Origin of the sequence: Mesorhizobium sp. BH1-1-5 (genome assembly GCF_020165615.1) — a bacterium.
Lineage (GTDB): Bacteria > Pseudomonadota > Alphaproteobacteria > Rhizobiales > Rhizobiaceae > Mesorhizobium.
In genome coordinates this window covers 1-16,070 of record NZ_JAIUIM010000046.1, presented here as the reverse complement: position 1 = coordinate 16,070, position 16,070 = coordinate 1, and the positions used below count along the sequence as shown (strand labels likewise).

Annotated in this window: 11 protein-coding genes; 6 read left to right on the top strand and 5 right to left on the bottom strand. The window is 58.4% G+C overall.

Features of this window, described 5'->3' with window-relative positions; genetic code table 11:
* Positions 1 to 105 precede the first annotated feature (105 nt).
* Positions 106 to 1,338, top strand: coding sequence for a glycosyltransferase (locus LB572_RS33310; protein WP_412033621.1), 1,233 nt, complete (start codon positions 106 to 108; stop codon positions 1,336 to 1,338).
* Here the strand turns inward: LB572_RS33310 and LB572_RS33305 are convergent.
* A complete protein-coding gene (locus LB572_RS33305; protein ID WP_224670773.1) occupies positions 1,331 to 2,461 on the bottom strand; it encodes a glycosyltransferase family 4 protein in 1,131 nt (376 codons plus the stop codon). The two genes, LB572_RS33310 and LB572_RS33305, sit on opposite strands and share 8 nt — an antisense overlap.
* Before the next feature lie 190 nt (positions 2,462 to 2,651).
* On the opposite strand from LB572_RS33305, the gene LB572_RS33300 reads away from it, so the two are divergent.
* A complete protein-coding gene (locus LB572_RS33300; RefSeq protein ID WP_224670772.1) occupies positions 2,652 to 3,920 on the top strand; it encodes a glycosyltransferase family 4 protein in 1,269 nt (422 codons plus the stop codon).
* Between the two features lie 254 nt (positions 3,921 to 4,174).
* Positions 4,175 to 5,605, top strand: coding sequence for a DUF4214 domain-containing protein (locus LB572_RS33295; RefSeq protein WP_224670771.1), 1,431 nt, complete (start codon positions 4,175 to 4,177; stop codon positions 5,603 to 5,605).
* Positions 5,606 to 6,327: 722 nt separating this feature from the next.
* Here LB572_RS33295 and LB572_RS33290 read toward each other — a convergent pair.
* Complete coding sequence (locus tag LB572_RS33290) at positions 6,328 to 7,086, bottom strand: LuxR C-terminal-related transcriptional regulator (RefSeq protein WP_412033620.1); 759 nt, start codon at positions 7,084 to 7,086, stop codon at positions 6,328 to 6,330.
* A gap of 623 nt (positions 7,087 to 7,709) precedes the next feature.
* On the bottom strand, positions 7,710 to 7,928 hold the full coding sequence (locus tag LB572_RS33285; protein WP_224670770.1) for a hypothetical protein: 219 nt from the start codon (positions 7,926 to 7,928) through the stop codon (positions 7,710 to 7,712).
* 511 nt (positions 7,929 to 8,439) lie between these two features.
* On the opposite strand from LB572_RS33285, the gene LB572_RS33280 reads away from it, so the two are divergent.
* Positions 8,440 to 9,882 (top strand): hypothetical protein, encoded by a 1,443-nt coding sequence (locus LB572_RS33280; protein WP_224670769.1) that lies wholly within the window; start codon positions 8,440 to 8,442, stop codon positions 9,880 to 9,882.
* A gap of 258 nt (positions 9,883 to 10,140) precedes the next feature.
* Here the strand turns inward: LB572_RS33280 and LB572_RS33275 are convergent, their stop codons facing one another.
* Both LB572_RS33275 and LB572_RS34780 read right to left on the bottom strand, forming a co-directional pair.
* Positions 10,141 to 11,301 (bottom strand): glycosyltransferase, encoded by a 1,161-nt coding sequence (locus tag LB572_RS33275; RefSeq protein ID WP_224670768.1) that lies wholly within the window; start codon positions 11,299 to 11,301, stop codon positions 10,141 to 10,143.
* A 338-nt stretch (positions 11,302 to 11,639) separates the two neighbouring features.
* Positions 11,640 to 11,927, bottom strand: coding sequence for a DUF6894 family protein (locus LB572_RS34780; RefSeq protein WP_412033619.1), 288 nt, complete (start codon positions 11,925 to 11,927; stop codon positions 11,640 to 11,642).
* 1,198 nt (positions 11,928 to 13,125) lie between these two features.
* On the opposite strand from LB572_RS34780, the gene LB572_RS33270 reads away from it, so the two are divergent.
* Both LB572_RS33270 and LB572_RS33265 read left to right on the top strand, forming a co-directional pair.
* Positions 13,126 to 14,499 carry an aminotransferase gene (locus LB572_RS33270; RefSeq protein ID WP_140802648.1) on the top strand — a complete coding sequence of 458 codons (1,374 nt, stop codon included), beginning with the start codon at positions 13,126 to 13,128 and terminating at the stop codon, positions 14,497 to 14,499.
* 56 nt (positions 14,500 to 14,555) lie between these two features.
* The gene (locus tag LB572_RS33265; RefSeq protein WP_224670767.1) at positions 14,556 to 16,043 is read left to right on the top strand and encodes an aldehyde dehydrogenase; all 1,488 of its coding nucleotides are present in this window, start codon (positions 14,556 to 14,558) and stop codon (positions 16,041 to 16,043) included.
* The last annotated feature ends 27 nt before the right edge of the window (positions 16,044 to 16,070 follow it).

The window sequence follows — 16,070 nt, the reverse complement described above, 5'->3', positions numbered from 1 at the left end:
GCGGTAGGCGACCGATCGCCCGGTGCGCTCCGTGACCAATCGGACAACTTGCGAGGGCCATCTGACGAAACAAAAACTGAGGCCTCGAGTAGGAAGGGGAGAACCATGCTCCATGAACGCTCTTCCGACCTGGCCATCGCGGCCAAGGTCGAAATGCCCATCGAGGAGTTGTCGGCTGCTCCCGCACCAGACTTCGACAGATATGCAAGGATAGCTGTCGTCCACGACTGGTGCCCAAATTTCCGGGGCGGCGAACGGGTGCTGGCGCAGATTTGCAAACAGTTTCCCAATGCGGAGGTATTCACGCTTTTCGATTTCCTGCCGGCCGAGGTGAAGGAGCAATACTTCCGCGACGTGGAATTTCATACCTCTGCGGCCAACCGGATACCGATGGTCCAGAAATTCTACCGTTCCCTCTTCTTCTTTTGCCCCTTCCTGGTCGAACAGTTCGACGTGACCGGCTATGACGCGGTGATCTCGTCTTCGGCCGCCTTTTCGCGGGGTGTGATCACGAGGCCTGATCAGCCGCATCTGTGCTACGTGCACAGCCCCGTCCGCTACGCGTGGGACGAGCAGTTTTCCTATCTTCAGCAAGGCAAGCTCGGTTTCGGTCCGAAGGGAATGCTGTACCGATACATGCTGCACAGATTGAGGACGTGGGATACGAGAACCGCTCACGGTCCGGATCTGATGCTGGCGAATTCGAACTATGTCCGTTCCCGAATCCAGCACATTTATGGGCGTGACGCTCGGGTCGTTTTCCCGCCCGTCTCGCTGAATGAACTGCCGTGCGTTGAAGACAAGGACGACTACTATGTCTCGGCGTCGTTCCTGGCCCCCTACAAGCGCACCGACCTCGTCATCAAGGCCTTCAACGAGATGCCGTCTCGGCGGTTGGTCATCGTCGGCGAAGGACAGCAGTCGACGAGCCTCCGATCGCTGGCAGGTCCGAACGTCACATTCTCGGGATTCCTTCCTCGCAAAGAGTATGTCGATACGCTTGCCCGGGCGAAGGCGATGGTCTTTGCAGGTTGCGAGGACTTCGGCATCGCGCTGGCCGAGGCGCAGGCTTGCGGGACGCCGCTTATCGCCTTTGGTCGCGGCGGTGCGGTCGATATCGCGCGGCGCCTCGGCTCAGGTCCCGAGCCAACGGGAGTCCTGTTTAAGGCCCAGACGATCGGGCACCTCAAAGAAGCGGTCGAGCGGTTCGAGGAAAACAGCCACCTCATCACGCCAGAGGCCTGCGCCAGGAATGCACAGCGTTTCTCGGAAGAGAATTTCGATCGGGCCATGCTGGAGTCGATCGGCGCCGTCCAGGCGCTTCACGGGATCATGTGAGTTCGCGTAACCTGGCGACCTTGGCTTCTGCATCGATGCCGTCGGCCACGGCCATCGCCTGCATGTACCGCAAGGCGCTCGCTCTCCAGCTATATGCCGAGGCTCTGGTTTTTCCTTTCGCTGCCAACTGCTGGCGAAGGACCTTGGAATTGCGGAGACCCATGAAGCGATCGAACCACGCGTGCGGATTGTCGGCGGCTGCATAAAGGGCCGCGTTCTGGCAGACCTCTGGCAGGCTGGCGCGTTCGGACACCACAACGGGGCAGCCGAGGGCCATCGCCTCGACAACCGGAAGACCAAAGCCTTCCGTGAGCGAAGGGAAGGCCAAGCAAAGCGAGTCCATCAGCAGCGCTGCCAACTCGTCATCCGAAATGCGTCTGAGCCAATGGATGTTTCCGGCTTCAGCCCTGGCCGATCCTCTTTTGAAAATATGCGAACCCGACATGCCGACTACCGCGATCCTCAGTCCGGCTTCGCCGAGGCGGTCGGCCATGCCGAGAATGAGATCCACATTTTTGTGGGGCGCGGCGCTGCCGATCAAGACTATGGTATCCCGCGAGGCGGCCAATCGCGTCGCGGCCGAGTGTTCAGGCTTCCACTGCAGCGCGTGTTCATGGCCGTTCGGCGCAACGAAGGCCCTTCGTGCTGTGACAATGTCGCGGCGAACCAGTTCGCCCAGTGAGAAATTGGAAACGGTCGAAATGTTGCATGCCGTCTTGCCGAGGCATGGCAGCAGCGCTTTGTAAGATGCCCTGAAGCCAAGTGAGTAGCTCTGGGGGGCATTCCACACATTTGCATCATGAATGCAGACAATATGCTTGCGGGACAGAAGCGGCCCGGTATTGCATAGACTAAGCAGGCCGCTGCCGTGCAACGAAGTGGCCAGTTGGGTCTGCTCCCACAGATGCCCACCCGTGCTGCCTACCTCGACCCGCTCAATGGAATTGAGCGGAATGTCCGAGCTGTCCGGCGGACAGTGAAGCCGGATCTCGAGCCCATGGGTGAGCGGTACCCCCTCGGCGATCAAGGCATCAAGTGAACGGACGATCTCTCTCGCATAACGCTGGACGCCAGTTGTCGGTTGAGAAAGGAAACGTCCATTGATCGCCCAGTGCCGTGCCATGTCACCCTCTCGATTTCCTTAGTTTGAAACCGCGAACGCGTGCGGTCACTACGGCCGTTGGGTCATCCGGACGCGCGTAGCATCATCCAGCAGGCGAGTGCAGGTGTTGGAACTACCTCAAACGTTTTAGGACCGTTGCGTTTCCGAGAGTGTTAGTGTGGCTCCCGGTTCCGGTAAGGCGGAGGAGGTGATGGGCAAATCTGAGTTCAATGCGGCGCCGGCCGGACGGCCAAGGCATTTGAACGGACACAGCGCTGCCGCGGTGGTGGCGCGGTCGCTTCGCGAAAGCCCGCAATACTTGATCGGCCATCCTGGCAGGGCGTTGGCGGACTTCGAGCAGCCGAAGCGGCGCTGGACCATCAATGGCGACTTCACCACGCTCCGACGTAATGGGATAGCGCGCTACGCATTGGAAGTCACGACGGCTCTAGACGCGCTCATTTCAGAAGGGCATCCGCTTGGCCGAGATTTGGAGATCGATCTCGTGGTGCCGCGCCCGCTTGCCGAACCTCTTCATCTGAAGGCTATATCGGTCCGGGTCGTTCCGGAGTTCAACAGGCCCCGACTTCCTCAGCTCTGGGTGCAGGCGCAACTGCCCTGGCATGTGCCTGGAGGACTGCTGAGCTTTTGCAACCTCGCACCGGTCATGCTGAGGCGCCAGATTGCATGCATTCATGACATGCATACGAGGCTGATGCCGTCGAGCTATGCGCGAGGATTCCGTTGGGCGCATCGCCTGATCCTTCCACTGCTTGGCAGGCGGGCCGCACGGATAACCACGGTTTCGCAACTCTCCCGCAGCCATCTGATCAAGTTCGGCATCGCACGCGAGGAAAACATCGTCGTTACCTACAATGGCAGCGACCATGCGAAGAAGTGGGATGCGACAAGATCATCCTTGGCCGTCAATCGAGGCAGGCGATATGTCGTTTGTCTCGGTCGGGGGGACCAAGAATACAAGAACATGGGGCTGCTAGCCAAACTTGCCCCGATTCTGGATGAGATGGGTCTAGACCTCTGGATGCCAGGCGATGTCGGCGAGGAAACGATCTTGCGGCATGTCCCGGAAATGCCTGCGAACGTCATCCTTCTCGGGCGCATAAGTGACCATGACTTCAAGAAGGTGCTCGAAGGCGCGCTTTGCTTCCTGTTTCCGTCACGGATCGAAGGTTTTGGGCTGCCTGCCGTCGAGGCGATGGCGTCGGGTTGCCCGGTCGTAGCTTCGACTTCGCCATGCCTGCCTGAAATCTGCGGAGATTCGGCGCTCTATGCGGATCCGGATGACATCCAGTCATGGGCGGAAAACGTTCGCCAACTGGCGCTCGACCCGGAGTTGCGTAAGCGAATGGTCAGCAAGGGCCATGCCAGGGCGAGCAGCTATTCCTGGCGCTGGATCGCGTGGAAATATCTGGAGCTCATGATCCAGGTGGATGTGGATTTCGGAGACGTGCACGGGTAATTGGCCAAGCGTCGCAGCTAGCCGCTTGGTTACTGCACGAAGCACATACCAATTCGATCCAGCCTCGGCGGCTACTACTATCATCTGGTGCGGCCTCAGCTCCGCAACCAAATAGTCATACCGTCTGATGGTTAGGTTACGGCCTCCAAAAGAGGTAGTGCCTGGCTTCACATGTCCGTATGGGCAAATTGCTTCCAACTCCCGCAGTTCCAACTATCGCAATATCGAAAGTCGTGCAGGGAGGCATGATTGTCATGTCACTTCGTCTTGCAGCCGTCGCTGCTTTCTTGCTGATAACAACCGCGCCCTCATCCGCGGATTTGATCTGGGGCGTGAACGGTCATCCGATAGTTTCTTATCCGGGCATTCCGATCGAAAAACAGCTCGATTTCGTCAAGAACCTCGGCCTCAAATCATATCGGGTCAACATCACGACCGAAGATGAGGCGGACACTCTTGCTCAAGTCGTCAAGGCCGGGAAAGCGAGGGGAATCGAAATTTTGCCTGTGATCACACCCGGGCTGGACTTAGACAAGGACCAGCCGGATCAACTTTATGTTGAGGCCCGGAAATTGGCGGTTGCCCTCGGCGCCAGGTTCAAGAACGATATCCGCGTTTGGGAACTGGGCAACGAGATGGAGAACTACGCCATCATAAAGCCGTGCGAGAAACGCGACGACGGAACACAATATCCGTGTGGCTGGGGCCCCGCCGGAGGGAAAGGAATACTTGACTACTACGGTCCGCGCTGGCTGAAGGTGAGTTCCGTTCTAAAAGGCCTGTCGGACGGCATGACGCAGGTCGACCCCGGCATAAGGAAGGCAATAGGCACGGCCGGATGGGGCCATACTGGCGCCTTCGCGCGGATGAAGCAGGACGGGATCGCCTGGGATATCTCCGTCTGGCACATGTATGGTGAAGATCCGGAGTGGGCTTTTCGCGAGATTTCCTCCTATGGCAAGCCGATCTGGGTCACTGAATTCAACAATCCCTACGGAAGTCAGCACGGCGAGCGGCAGCAGGATGAGGGCGTCAGGCAGACAATGACGCGGCTTCGCCAGCTCCAGGGCAACTACAAGGTGGAGGCAGCGCATATCTATGAGCTGCTGGATGAGACCTATTGGGCTCCGAGCTTCGAAGCCAATATGGGTCTGGTCAGGCTCACCAAAAATAACAACGGCAGATGGGTAACCGGTGAACCGAAACCTGCCTACATGGCTGTTCGCGACATTATCCGTGGCCCGCAGCCGCTGCCTATGCCTAACCGGAATTGCGATTCAGATGCCAAGTTTGCTGACGGATTCACCTATGTCCGCCAGGTAAATTTCGCCTACTGCCTCGTCCTCGGCCATGACGGCGACGCCGCAGGCTTGGATCGTTGGTCGACGGCTCTCGAGAACGGAGACGCCAGGATTACCGACGTGGTCATGGAAATGATCCGCTCCGAAGAATTCGAAGCCAAATATGCCACGATCGGCCTGACGGATCGCGCCTACATCGCCTTTCTCTACAAGCTGTTGCTGGATCGCCCCGGAGACAGCTACGGGATGGAAACTTATTCCCGTCAGTTGCGTGGCGGGTCGATGACGCGCGATGCCATTGCCTTGGGCATCGTCAACTCGAGCGAATTCAAATCCCGGCATGCCGCCGCGAGCGACACCTCGGATGTGCCCGCGCCCGGCTAAGCAAGGCAATGGCGGTGGTTATGACGGGTGGCTCGCACGTCCATCGCTCTGCCTCCCGCCCACAAAATTTGACCATTTGCCTGCAAGTTCGTCTCAATCCACGGGTCGAAGCATGTCGCCGGCTAGGCGAGAAATTCGTGGTGCCAATTCCTTTCCGCGACAGCGATCGATCCATCGTAGTTGCCGAGATGGACGTCGCACTTTTTTTGCGAGTGGCCGCGGCACGCACTCGCGACTGTTGAAACAGCCCGTGCAGCGCCGCCCTCGCCGCTCATGAGACGGTCGGAAGGAGAGCGCCAGGCCGATGGAGCGATTGTCTGCACTCGTTGCCATCGACGTCTCAGATGTGGCACCCAAAACTACGCTCGAATGGAAGCCGGACCGACGACGGGATACTGATCCTCGCCCTTCGCCGGTGTAGGTGCCACCTGAGATCAGTTGGCACGCACGATTCTGTAACGGATGGATTTGCAAAAACGAAGGCTTTGCTCAGACGTGTGGGACGCTCCAGCCGCGCGGAAGCCTACATTGCCCGGCTCAAAATTTCACGATCACTAAAGGCTGCTAATTCAGCAATTTTAGTGGATATCGAAAACCAATACTGTGTCTAACAAACCAACGAGACACCGTTTGCATGGGTCGAGCAACGGACGATCGTGTAGCGAGGTCAACAAAAAATACGGCCCGCCGAGGTTCAACCTCGTCGGGCCGCCTGAAACGCTTCATTCTTCCGCAGGAGCGCCTTCCCCGAACAGATCGTTGACCTTGTAGGCGACCTCTGTCCTGTTGGTCGCCTTCAGCTTTTTCATGATGTTTCGGATGTGCACCTTCACGGTGCTTTCGCGCAAGTTCAACTCGTAGGCTATGATCTTGTTCGCCTTGCCGCGCCGAAGCGCCTGTGCCACTTCAGCTTGCCGGTGCGTGAACATAGTCGTCAACGGACGCGGGTCGCGGCTGCCTGAATCGATCAGATGCCGCATGGAAAGCACGCTGCTCGCTGGCACAAAGATGCCACCAGCCGCCGCAAGGTTGAGGGCTTCGACACAGACATCGATGCCAACCGAAGTCGGAATGTATCCGCGCGCGCCGCATTCGAGCGCTACAAGTATTTGTGAAATATCGTCGGTGTCAGCTAAAAGTATTACTGGAACAGAGCTGAATTCTGAAGATATCGATCTGATCTCATCAGAAATGCGTTGGTCAGTGACTTTGCGGCCGCCGAGATTGAACAGAATGGCAGATAGAGGAGCGTATGAATCCTTCTTTATGCGCCATTCCTCGATCGTGCCCATGGCAGCGACAGCCATGCCAAGATCGTGATCCTCAAGGGCCGATGCAAGACATTCTCTGTCCAAGGCCCTTCCGTCCAGAATAAGGAGGCATTCTCTATCTGCTTGTTCGTTGTCCCTAGTACCACCGCCCGACGAAATCTCTGGTTGACTTGGTAAAGCGAAACTATGTAGTCCGATTGCAGAACTCATACCAGCACCCCAACTTTTGCCCAAACGAGACCGCCTGTTGGCGATCGGCACGATCCCCTCAAATCTTAGATTTTTGAAAGCTTTCTACCCAACCCATCGTGAGTGCCCTGCCAAGCTTCCCCAGCTCAGGCACTCCTCGTTTTCTCCCCTACGCCACCTAGAATTGAGTAGATCACGCTTTACAAGTGGGCGCTAATCTAAGTTAATTTTTTGCAAATTTTTTATTCAGCCCTATGGAATCCAGATGGCCAGACAGGCGGTAAGGGCCGTCCAATAGGGGGCGAACCCAGGAATCCAGCATGCAAATGGTTAAAGATAGTCAGCGCCACCCAAGCTTATCCGATAGGCGGAAGCAGGACCACTAGTGCGTTCCGTTGCTTACTCTAAAGGCTTCGTTGACGCCATGTATCGTCGAAGATGAACATTGGTTGCCGCTGTTCGCCCGGGCTGACGCGGTCTGTCTGCGGATAAAGCGAAGACAGGGTAGGGGAGCCGCTCGCCCGCCCCGGTGGCTCCCCTATCGCTTTGTGGGAGCGGCGCGCCAAAAAGATAGCGAATAAAAAATCCGCCTGCCAGCATGGGCTGATAGGCGGATGGATGCTCCTAGAACTGACGCTTGGATCTCAGGCGTTTCCCTGGGGATCAGTCTCGCTCAGCCAACGGCCGCCGACTGCATCGCTGCGGGTGACGGTTTCGAAGGCATCGATCAACTTCTTGGCGGCTTTGTTGGCAACGTGGGATTCGGGGTACTGGGCGGTCACAGCCCGCGCCCGCTCGTAAATTTCCCTCAGTTGCATCATCTGCTTTGGGCCAAATGCGCCATGTACAACCTGGGTGGTCATACCGCTTATCCTCCTCATGCTGGAATTCTGGAGAACCCACCCCGTTGCCCAGAACTCCTGATATTCTCTCACTAACACGACATCTCACCATTGTAAGCAGAAACGTGCCCGCAAACTGTGTATAAGTGCGACATCTCTCGCCGTCGAGGCGTTCTTTAGTGTGCGTGTGCCAATTAGCCATTTGCAGGATGGGGTAGGCCGGAACCCGAAAGGCCGGCGTATCGAAGTATCGCGGACGTGTCGGCCGTATGCCGCGCGTGCGTCTCAAGCCCAAGCAAATAACTCGGCATTTGGCGTCCATAGCCGGCAGCCCTTTTTACCAGGCTCAGCGCCAAGCATAACACTACGCCGTGGGATCTGCCGCCTCTCAGGGGCTACGGCTTCCTGCGGAACGCGGGGATACGCCGTTTGGCTCTCTTGCCCAAGCAGTGTGCCTGACGAAAGATGCATCATCGGATAGTGTCTTTCGTCAACGTTAGCATGACCAACCGAGCGAGAGGCTCGATCAGCAATGCAGGTTTCTTTACCGGGTCTGCTGGTGTTCGCGACTATTCTGATCCTTGCCTATTACTCCCGGGGAATGCTGATAGTTGGGCTGATTGCTTCTCAGGCATTCGGCGCTACGGCCGTCATGACCCTGACTTTTTTGGGTGGGTCATCTCCGCTCATCTACACCATGTTCGAGGCGCTGCTCGTCGCTGCCGTCGCTGCCAGACGACGTATATGGCTCGACCTAGGAAGCGTATTTGGCAGCATCCGCCCGGTCTGGATCCTCGCGAGCCTTATGGTTTACGCAATCATTGGAGCGTGGTTGTTTCCAAGGTTCTTTGCCGGGCAGACCGCTGTCTTTGTCCAGTCGAAAATCCGGGGCACCGTCGTGGAAGCTTCGCTGGCTCCGATTTCAGGCAATATCTCTCAGACAGGCTATTTCATTCTCGGCGGGCTCACGACCATCGCGCTTTGCACGCTGTTACTGCATGCCGACAGGATAGACCAGCTACGCCGTGGGTTCTTCTTGTGGTGCGGCCTGCATGCCGGCATGGGGCTGATTGACTTCGCCAGCAAGAATGCCGGCGTGGGCGACGTACTCGCTCCGATCAGAACCGCCAACTATGCCATCATAAGCGACGCTTACGAGGCCGGTTTCGCACGCATCACCGGATCTTTTTCCGAAGCTTCTTCGTTTGCCGGCGCCTCTCTGGCCTGCCTGGCATTCTCCTACACTTATTGGAGAATGACCAAGTCCCGTCTTGCCCAGGGGCTATCGGCCATCTTGCTTTTCCTGACCATCCTGTCGACGTCCTCGACCGCCTATGTCGGCCTCACTTTGCTGTGCATGCCGGTCGCCCTCTCAATGTTGACGTCGCTTCTCAGGGGAAGAGTCGCGCGGGAAGAGATGTTGATCGCGGTCCTGATGGCGCTGGGTGTGGTGGTTGTTATGGGCGTCAGCCTCTACCGCGCCGACGCCCTGGATCCCTTCGTCAGGCTCATCAACAGCACCATCATCAACAAAGCCGATTCTACCTCGGGGCATGAGCGTACCTATTGGAACCTCAAAAGCCTGCAGTCCTTTGTCGACACCAGTGGCCTTGGCGTCGGCTTCGGCAGTTCCAGGGCATCGAGTTGGCCGATCGCGGTTCTGTCGCAGCTTGGATTCTTTGGATCTCTGATGCTGGCGATGCTGCTCGGTATCCTGGCCAGGGGATTGGGCGGGGTACAACAATGGGTGGCGCCTGAGACTGCTGCCGTCGCAATCAGCATCAGGAACGCCGCCTTCGCGGGCATCATTGCTAACTCGGTGTCAGGCGGCAGCGCCGACCCCGGCGTGCTCTTCTTCATCGCAATCGCCGTTGTCTCTGCCGCCAGGGTCAACGCCTTGCGCACGGCGGCAGCTTTCGAAAGACGCAGTCGCTATCAGGCCGTGCAGCCCATGCCTGCTATTGAGCCTGCTTAAGTGACCGGCACGCTATACAGTTGCCGGGCAATACTGTTTGCTCCGGTGGTTTCGTCAATGATCCCGGAAAATCGAACTACTGGTCTCGTGGGCCATCCACGGGCAATCCCCGCCTTTTTTGGGATGTTTGCGTGCAATCTCAGTAGCCGTACTTTCTCGCTGGCTACCGACAATAGTAAGGGTCTGATGCAATTCGAGCGGCGGGAAGTCGGCGAACGGCGTCTTCGGAAATATGCGCGGCCAAGCGTCCCAGGCTCTCTATCCCCCCAGCAATAGGCTTCTCCAGCCCTGCAGGAAGCGTTGTTTCGAGGCGCGTGAAGCAACGTCGCGAAGCTCGTGGCTGGCCTGTGCTTTTTCGGTCGGGCTCCGCGAAAGGGCACGCCTCATTGCCTGTCCGATTGCGCTCGCGTCTCTTGGCGGGACTTGCATGCAGACGCCTTCCACCGCTTCCACCAATGCACTTTCCTCGGAAACGATCGGTAAGAGGCCCATATAGGCCGCCTCCAAGGCGGGCATGCCAAATCCTTCCAAGAGGCTCGGCAGAACGAATGCCTCTGCCTTCGCGTAGAGCCACCGCAACTGGCTGTCCGGCACATATCCTGGCAACACCGTCCCTGGTATCGATTTCGCGAGGTCAATGATCTTATCACGGCCTTCGCCTCGGGAGCCGCAAAGCACGTATTTGAAACCCTGTTTGTAGAACCCGCCGTCTCGATATGCCTCAAGCGCAGCGATCTGGTTCTTGCGGGTTTCGAAGGCACCGACGGTGAGGAAGAACCGCCCGTTGACACCAGGAAGGGGTTCCAGGGCGCCGTCGAACAGGCCAGTTCGCACATATAGCGGAATAGTGGTCAGGAATCGGAAGTTCGATCCATAGATTGAAACGAAGTTATCCTTCGACCAGTCACTGACGAAAACGATCCCGGGCCTGTGCCTGCGGATTTTCTCATATGCGACACGGTAGATTTCGACCGTTGTAGCGTCATAGAGGAAGCTGTGGGTCAAAGGGCCGACGTCATGGCAGAGCACGATATCTTTTTCAGCCAGCTCTGATCTCAGAACAAAGAGCGGATCGAGAAAGACCCGCGAGTTGCCGTCAGCGGTCTTGCTGCCAATCAGCCAGCGCCGGTTGTCCTTGAGCCAGGTGATTTCGAGCATCATCAGCCTGGCCATGATCTTTCGCGCCAGCCCTTCGGGTGCTGTCGCGCCAAGTCGCCAATAGCGAACTTTTGCATGTTCTGGCACGAATTCCTGGCAAAGGTCCTTGGCGATATGCCAGGCACCTGTCCTATTCAGTATAGATAGTGAATTTTCGAAAAGCAGACGACCGACGGCTGCGCCGGCGAGTGGTGTGGAACGAGCTGCCGTCGCAACGGTTATCGGCTCCACAATGTCTCGTCTTTTGGAAAAATGCAGCAAGTTGCAGCCCTAACAATAGCTTCAAACCGATGGCGGTTTTCTGCCCGCCTAGAAGCTATCGGTCAATTGCGCTTCGTCAATGAGACTAGTGCGTCCAGGGCTAGTCCAAAAGGAGAAGATCTGTCCTAGCTGATCGGATGTTGTGTTCGGATAAGTCGACAGGAAGGAACCGCTGTCACCGTCCTCCATTGTTGCTGACTATGGATATTTGCCCGATCACGCCCGATTTCCGCGTTTGCAGAAGGTCGCGGATCTTTTGTCAAGTCAACGCCATTAGGCCTGCCATGAGAGGACGCTGCGCCAATGTCAGTCGATCGTTTCGTACGCGATGCCGGGGCTCAATCCTGGCCTCCAACCGGTAAGCAAGCAGGTGCCATCTCGCCGCGTGCGAGCTCCAAAACGCTGCGCGCTTCGAAGTTGACTTCCGCTGTGCATACTACACGACCCTCAGTGTCCCTGACATGAATCGCTATTGTCCCGATGTGCATCGTCGGGACCAAGTCCTTCGCGATGTCAACTGCTGCTTTGGCGGCCTGCAGCTTGGCGGCCGTAAGGTCGACCATATCCAAGCCATCCTCGTCTCGGACCAAAGTGCCGCCCTCATACGTGTCGAAGTAAAATCGCATTGGAATTCAACCGGCATGTCATTTCCATTGGCAGGAAGGATTTTTAAGCTCACCCGGTTCGTTTCTGGAAGACAGTAAGGACCAATGCCGCCGAATGTCCGACCTCAGTCGCTCTTCGCCTATCCGGTCGATGAAGAAATTTGCTGCGGCCAGCGCCCTGTTGGGTTAACTGAGTGGGGTAGGAGTCGGCCTCGGCAGTCCTAAGTCCGCCCAATATGGCGGGATGGCGAATGTTGTTCCGCCGAGCAAGGCGTGATCGCGTAACTCGTGGTTGCACTTACTAACAATCGGCCGCCCTCGTTGGCTTTTGACCTTATAGCCCGAAGCGGAACTTCCACGTTCGGTTCCAAATCGGACATTCGCAGAAGCGCTAAGCGCCGTTTACTTCTAGTGCGGTGACGGTACTTTTCGAGACGGCCTGGGCGTGTCGTCGAACGCCGCAAAGTGCAAAAATCGTCCGATTGATGGCGATAGTTGGTGAAACCTCAAAAATATTTTTTGCGACGATTTTCCCTTTAGAATCAAAAGCGTAACCTTTCGACGGTTCCGATGTCGGAATTTGCTTGAGGGTTAAAAACATTTGTCAGAGATTTCAATGAGTTATATGCTATTCAAACAATCGAGTGGGAGTGAGGGGCGAACGGTGCGATAGCGTAGTCTCGGCGGTGATTTTCGTTGCCCTATAAATCGCCTCCGTGTCCATATCCGACTCCCGCTCGACTGGTGATCTCCATCTCCGATCTGGCAGACCCGATCTGCGCCCACATCCCGGATTAAGTAAAGTGCTTTCAAATGACGCGAGGGCCGCGGCGTAGAACGGCGTGTACAGGGCGTGTCTGCTTCGCGCCCCATCTCGGCCGTTGAGACCGGCTTCGCGGTTTCCTGAAAGCAACGGAACCGACCACAACGGAGTATCGCGTGGGCCCCTGAACGGCGGCCTCCTGCTCCATCTCTTTCATGTCCTGAAAACGGTCCGCAATCCGCGGGAGGACAAGACTCGACAGCAGGGATGTGCAAAATCTACTGGCTCAGTCCTTATTCCTCCTCCATTAGCGTTTTGCGAGAATTTTGATTGATTGAGCAATCAGAATTGTTGACACGCGGCTTCGCTTGCCGCACTACTTGGAGGAGGGTGCGCGGTCGCTGGCCAACGACGGTCGGGCACGCGTTGGTTGGTCAATGAAATGGGAGGTCGCGTATGGCGGATGTTATCGGAGGCGACATCGAAAGCGCGATGCGCGAGCACATTCTCGTGCCTGCGCAGGAAATGGCGAAACTTGGAAAGTCCTCCCAGCCGATTCTGACGCATGCCGAAGGGATCTATGTCTATGCGGAGGACGGACGCAGGCTGATCGACGGCCCGGCCGGCATGTGGTGCGCGCAGGTCGGCTATGGACGCAAGGAGATCGTGGACGCCATCGCGCATCAGGCGATGACGCTGCCTTACGCCTCTCCCTGGTATATGGCCACGAGCCCCGCGGCGCGGCTGGCCGAGAAGATCGCGACGCTCACGCCGGGCGATCTCAACCGCATATTCTTCACCACCGGAGGATCGACGGCCGTCGACAGCGCGCTTCGGTTCTCCGAGTTCTACAACAACGTGCTGGGGCGGCCCAGGAAGAAGCGCATCATCGTGCGCTATGACGGCTACCACGGCTCGACCGCGCTGACCGCCGCCTGCACCGGGCGCACGGGCAACTGGCCGAACTTCGACATCCAGCAGGACCGTATCTCGTTCCTGTCGAGCCCCAATCCGCGCCACGCCGGCAACCGGACTCAGGAGGAATTCCTGGACGATCTGGTGTCGGAGTTCGAGGACCGGATCGCGGAGCTCGGCGCCGATACGATTGCTGCCTTTCTGGCGGAGCCGATCTTGGCCTCCGGCGGGGTCATTATTCCGCCGAAAGGTTATCACGCCCGCTTCAAGGCGATCTGCGAAAAGCACGACATACTCTACATCTCCGACGAGGTGGTCACCGGCTTCGGCCGCTGCGGCGAATGGTTCGCGTCCGAGAAGGTGTTCGGCGTCGTTCCAGACATCATCACTTTCGCCAAGGGAGTTACCTCGGGCTACGTGCCCCTGGGCGGGCTTGCGATCTCCGACAAAGTGCTGGCGCGGGTTTCCGGCGAGAACGCCAAGGGGGGCTGGTTCACCAACGGCTATACCTACACCAACCAGCCGGTGGCCTGCGCCGCGGCGCTGGCCAACATCGCATTGATGGAGCGTGATGGCGTGGTCGAGCATGCGCGCGCTCAGGCCGACTATTTTGCCGAACGCTTGCGTTCCCTGTCCGACCTGCCGGGCGTGGCCGACGTTCGTTCCGTCGGACTGGTGGGATGTGTCCAGTGCCTGCTGGACATCAACCGGATCGACCCGTTGGACGAGGACAAGGCCTTTACCCGGGAGATCGACCAGCGCTGCTTCGATCTCGGCCTGATCGTTCGGCCGCTGGGAGACCTGTGTGTCATCTCGCCGCCGCTCGTCATCAGCCGCGAACAGATCGACGACATCGTCGCTATCATGCGGCAGGCGATTTCGGAGGTCGGCGCGGCGCGTGGCCTCAGCCGCTAAGGGACGGGCGCCTGGAGCCGGTCAAGCACACATCTCAACAACAGGATTGGACTGACATGCTGCAAACAATCGACTGGCACGCGCGTGCAAAATCGGTACGGCTGCCGAACCGCCCCTTCATCGACGGCCAATATGTCGACAGCGTTTCGAACGAGACCTTTCCTTGCGTCTATCCCGGCGACGGGCGGCTGCTGACGCAGGTGGCCTCGTGCAACGAGGCCGATGTCGACAAGGCGGTCCGTTCGGCGCGCAAGGCCTTCAACGCGGGCGTCTGGTCGCGCATGGCGCCAGCCGACCGGCGCAGGATATTGCTGCGCTTCTCCGAGCTGATCCTGGCCAATCGCGAGGAGTTGGCGCTGCTGGAAACGCTCAACGTCGGCAAGCCGATCGCCAATGCGTTCAACGGCGACGTGGTCGGTGCCGCGAACTGCATTGCCTGGTATGCCGAGGCGATCGACAAGGTCTATGGCGAGGTGGCGGCGACCGCCCATGAGATGACGACGCTGGTCGTGCGCGAGCCTGTGGGCGTCGTCGCCGCCGTGGTGCCGTGGAACTATCCCATGTCCATGGCGGCCTGGAAACTCGGGCCGGCGCTGGCCACGGGCAATTCGGTGGTCCTGAAGCCGGCCGAGCAGTCGCCCTTCACGGCGCTGAAATTCGGCGAGCTGGCCATCGAAGCCGGGCTTCCAGCCGGTGTGTTGAACGTCGTGCCCGGCCTGGGCCACATCGCCGGCAAGGCGCTTGGCCTGCACATGGATGTCGATTGCGTAGGCTTCACTGGCTCGACCGAGGTCGGCAAGTATTTCATGCAGTATTCGGGTCAATCCAACATAAAGCGCATCGGCCTTGAGCTTGGCGGCAAGTCGCCGCAGGTCGTGCTTGCCGATTGCGACGATCTCGATGCCGCCGCGGCCGGTGTCGCCGCCGGCATCTTCGCCAATACCGGACAAGTCTGCAACGCCGGCAGCCGTCTGATCGTCGATGAAAAGATACGCGACACCCTGTTCGAGAAGATAACGGCACAGGCAAAGTCCTTCCTGCCGGGCGATCCGCTGGACGCCGCCACCCGCATGGGCTCGCTGGTCACCCAGGAGCAGATGGACCGGGTGCTGGGCTATATCGACGCCGGCCGTGCCGAGGGGGCGACAACGCTGATCGGCGGCAGCCGCGTGCGGACCGAAACCGGCGGCTTCTACATCGAGCCGACCATTTTCGACCGCGTCAGGAACGACATGAAGATCGCGCGGGAAGAGATTTTCGGCCCGGTTCTGTCGGCCATCACCGTCAAGGGCTTCGACGAGGCGATGGAAGTGGCGAACGACACGGTCTACGGTCTTGCCGGCGCGGTCTGGACGGGTTCGGTGAAGAACGCGCACCGGGCGGCCAAGGCCATCAAGGCGGGCGTGGTGTGGGTCAACTGCTTCGATCGCGGGTCGATGGCGGTTCCCTTCGGCGGCTTCAAGCAGTCGGGCTTCGGTCGCGACAAGTCCCTGCACGCGATGGACAAGTACACCGACCTCAAGGCGATGTGGTTTGCCCACTGACTGTCGGGGCCGCGCCGTTCTTGCGAC

Coding starts and splice junctions, on each gene's coding strand:
- LB572_RS33310 (WP_412033621.1), top strand. CDS start 106: ATGCTCCATGAACGCTCTTCCGACCTGGCCATCGCGGCCAAGGTCGAA.
- LB572_RS33305 (WP_224670773.1), bottom strand. CDS start 2,461: ATGGCACGGCACTGGGCGATCAATGGACGTTTCCTTTCTCAACCGACA.
- LB572_RS33300 (WP_224670772.1), top strand. CDS start 2,652: ATGGGCAAATCTGAGTTCAATGCGGCGCCGGCCGGACGGCCAAGGCAT.
- LB572_RS33295 (WP_224670771.1), top strand. CDS start 4,175: ATGTCACTTCGTCTTGCAGCCGTCGCTGCTTTCTTGCTGATAACAACC.
- LB572_RS33290 (WP_412033620.1), bottom strand. CDS start 7,086: ATGAGTTCTGCAATCGGACTACATAGTTTCGCTTTACCAAGTCAACCA.
- LB572_RS33285 (WP_224670770.1), bottom strand. CDS start 7,928: ATGACCACCCAGGTTGTACATGGCGCATTTGGCCCAAAGCAGATGATG.
- LB572_RS33280 (WP_224670769.1), top strand. CDS start 8,440: ATGCAGGTTTCTTTACCGGGTCTGCTGGTGTTCGCGACTATTCTGATC.
- LB572_RS34780 (WP_412033619.1), bottom strand. CDS start 11,927: ATGCGATTTTACTTCGACACGTATGAGGGCGGCACTTTGGTCCGAGAC.
- LB572_RS33270 (WP_140802648.1), top strand. CDS start 13,126: ATGGCGGATGTTATCGGAGGCGACATCGAAAGCGCGATGCGCGAGCAC.
- LB572_RS33265 (WP_224670767.1), top strand. CDS start 14,556: ATGCTGCAAACAATCGACTGGCACGCGCGTGCAAAATCGGTACGGCTG.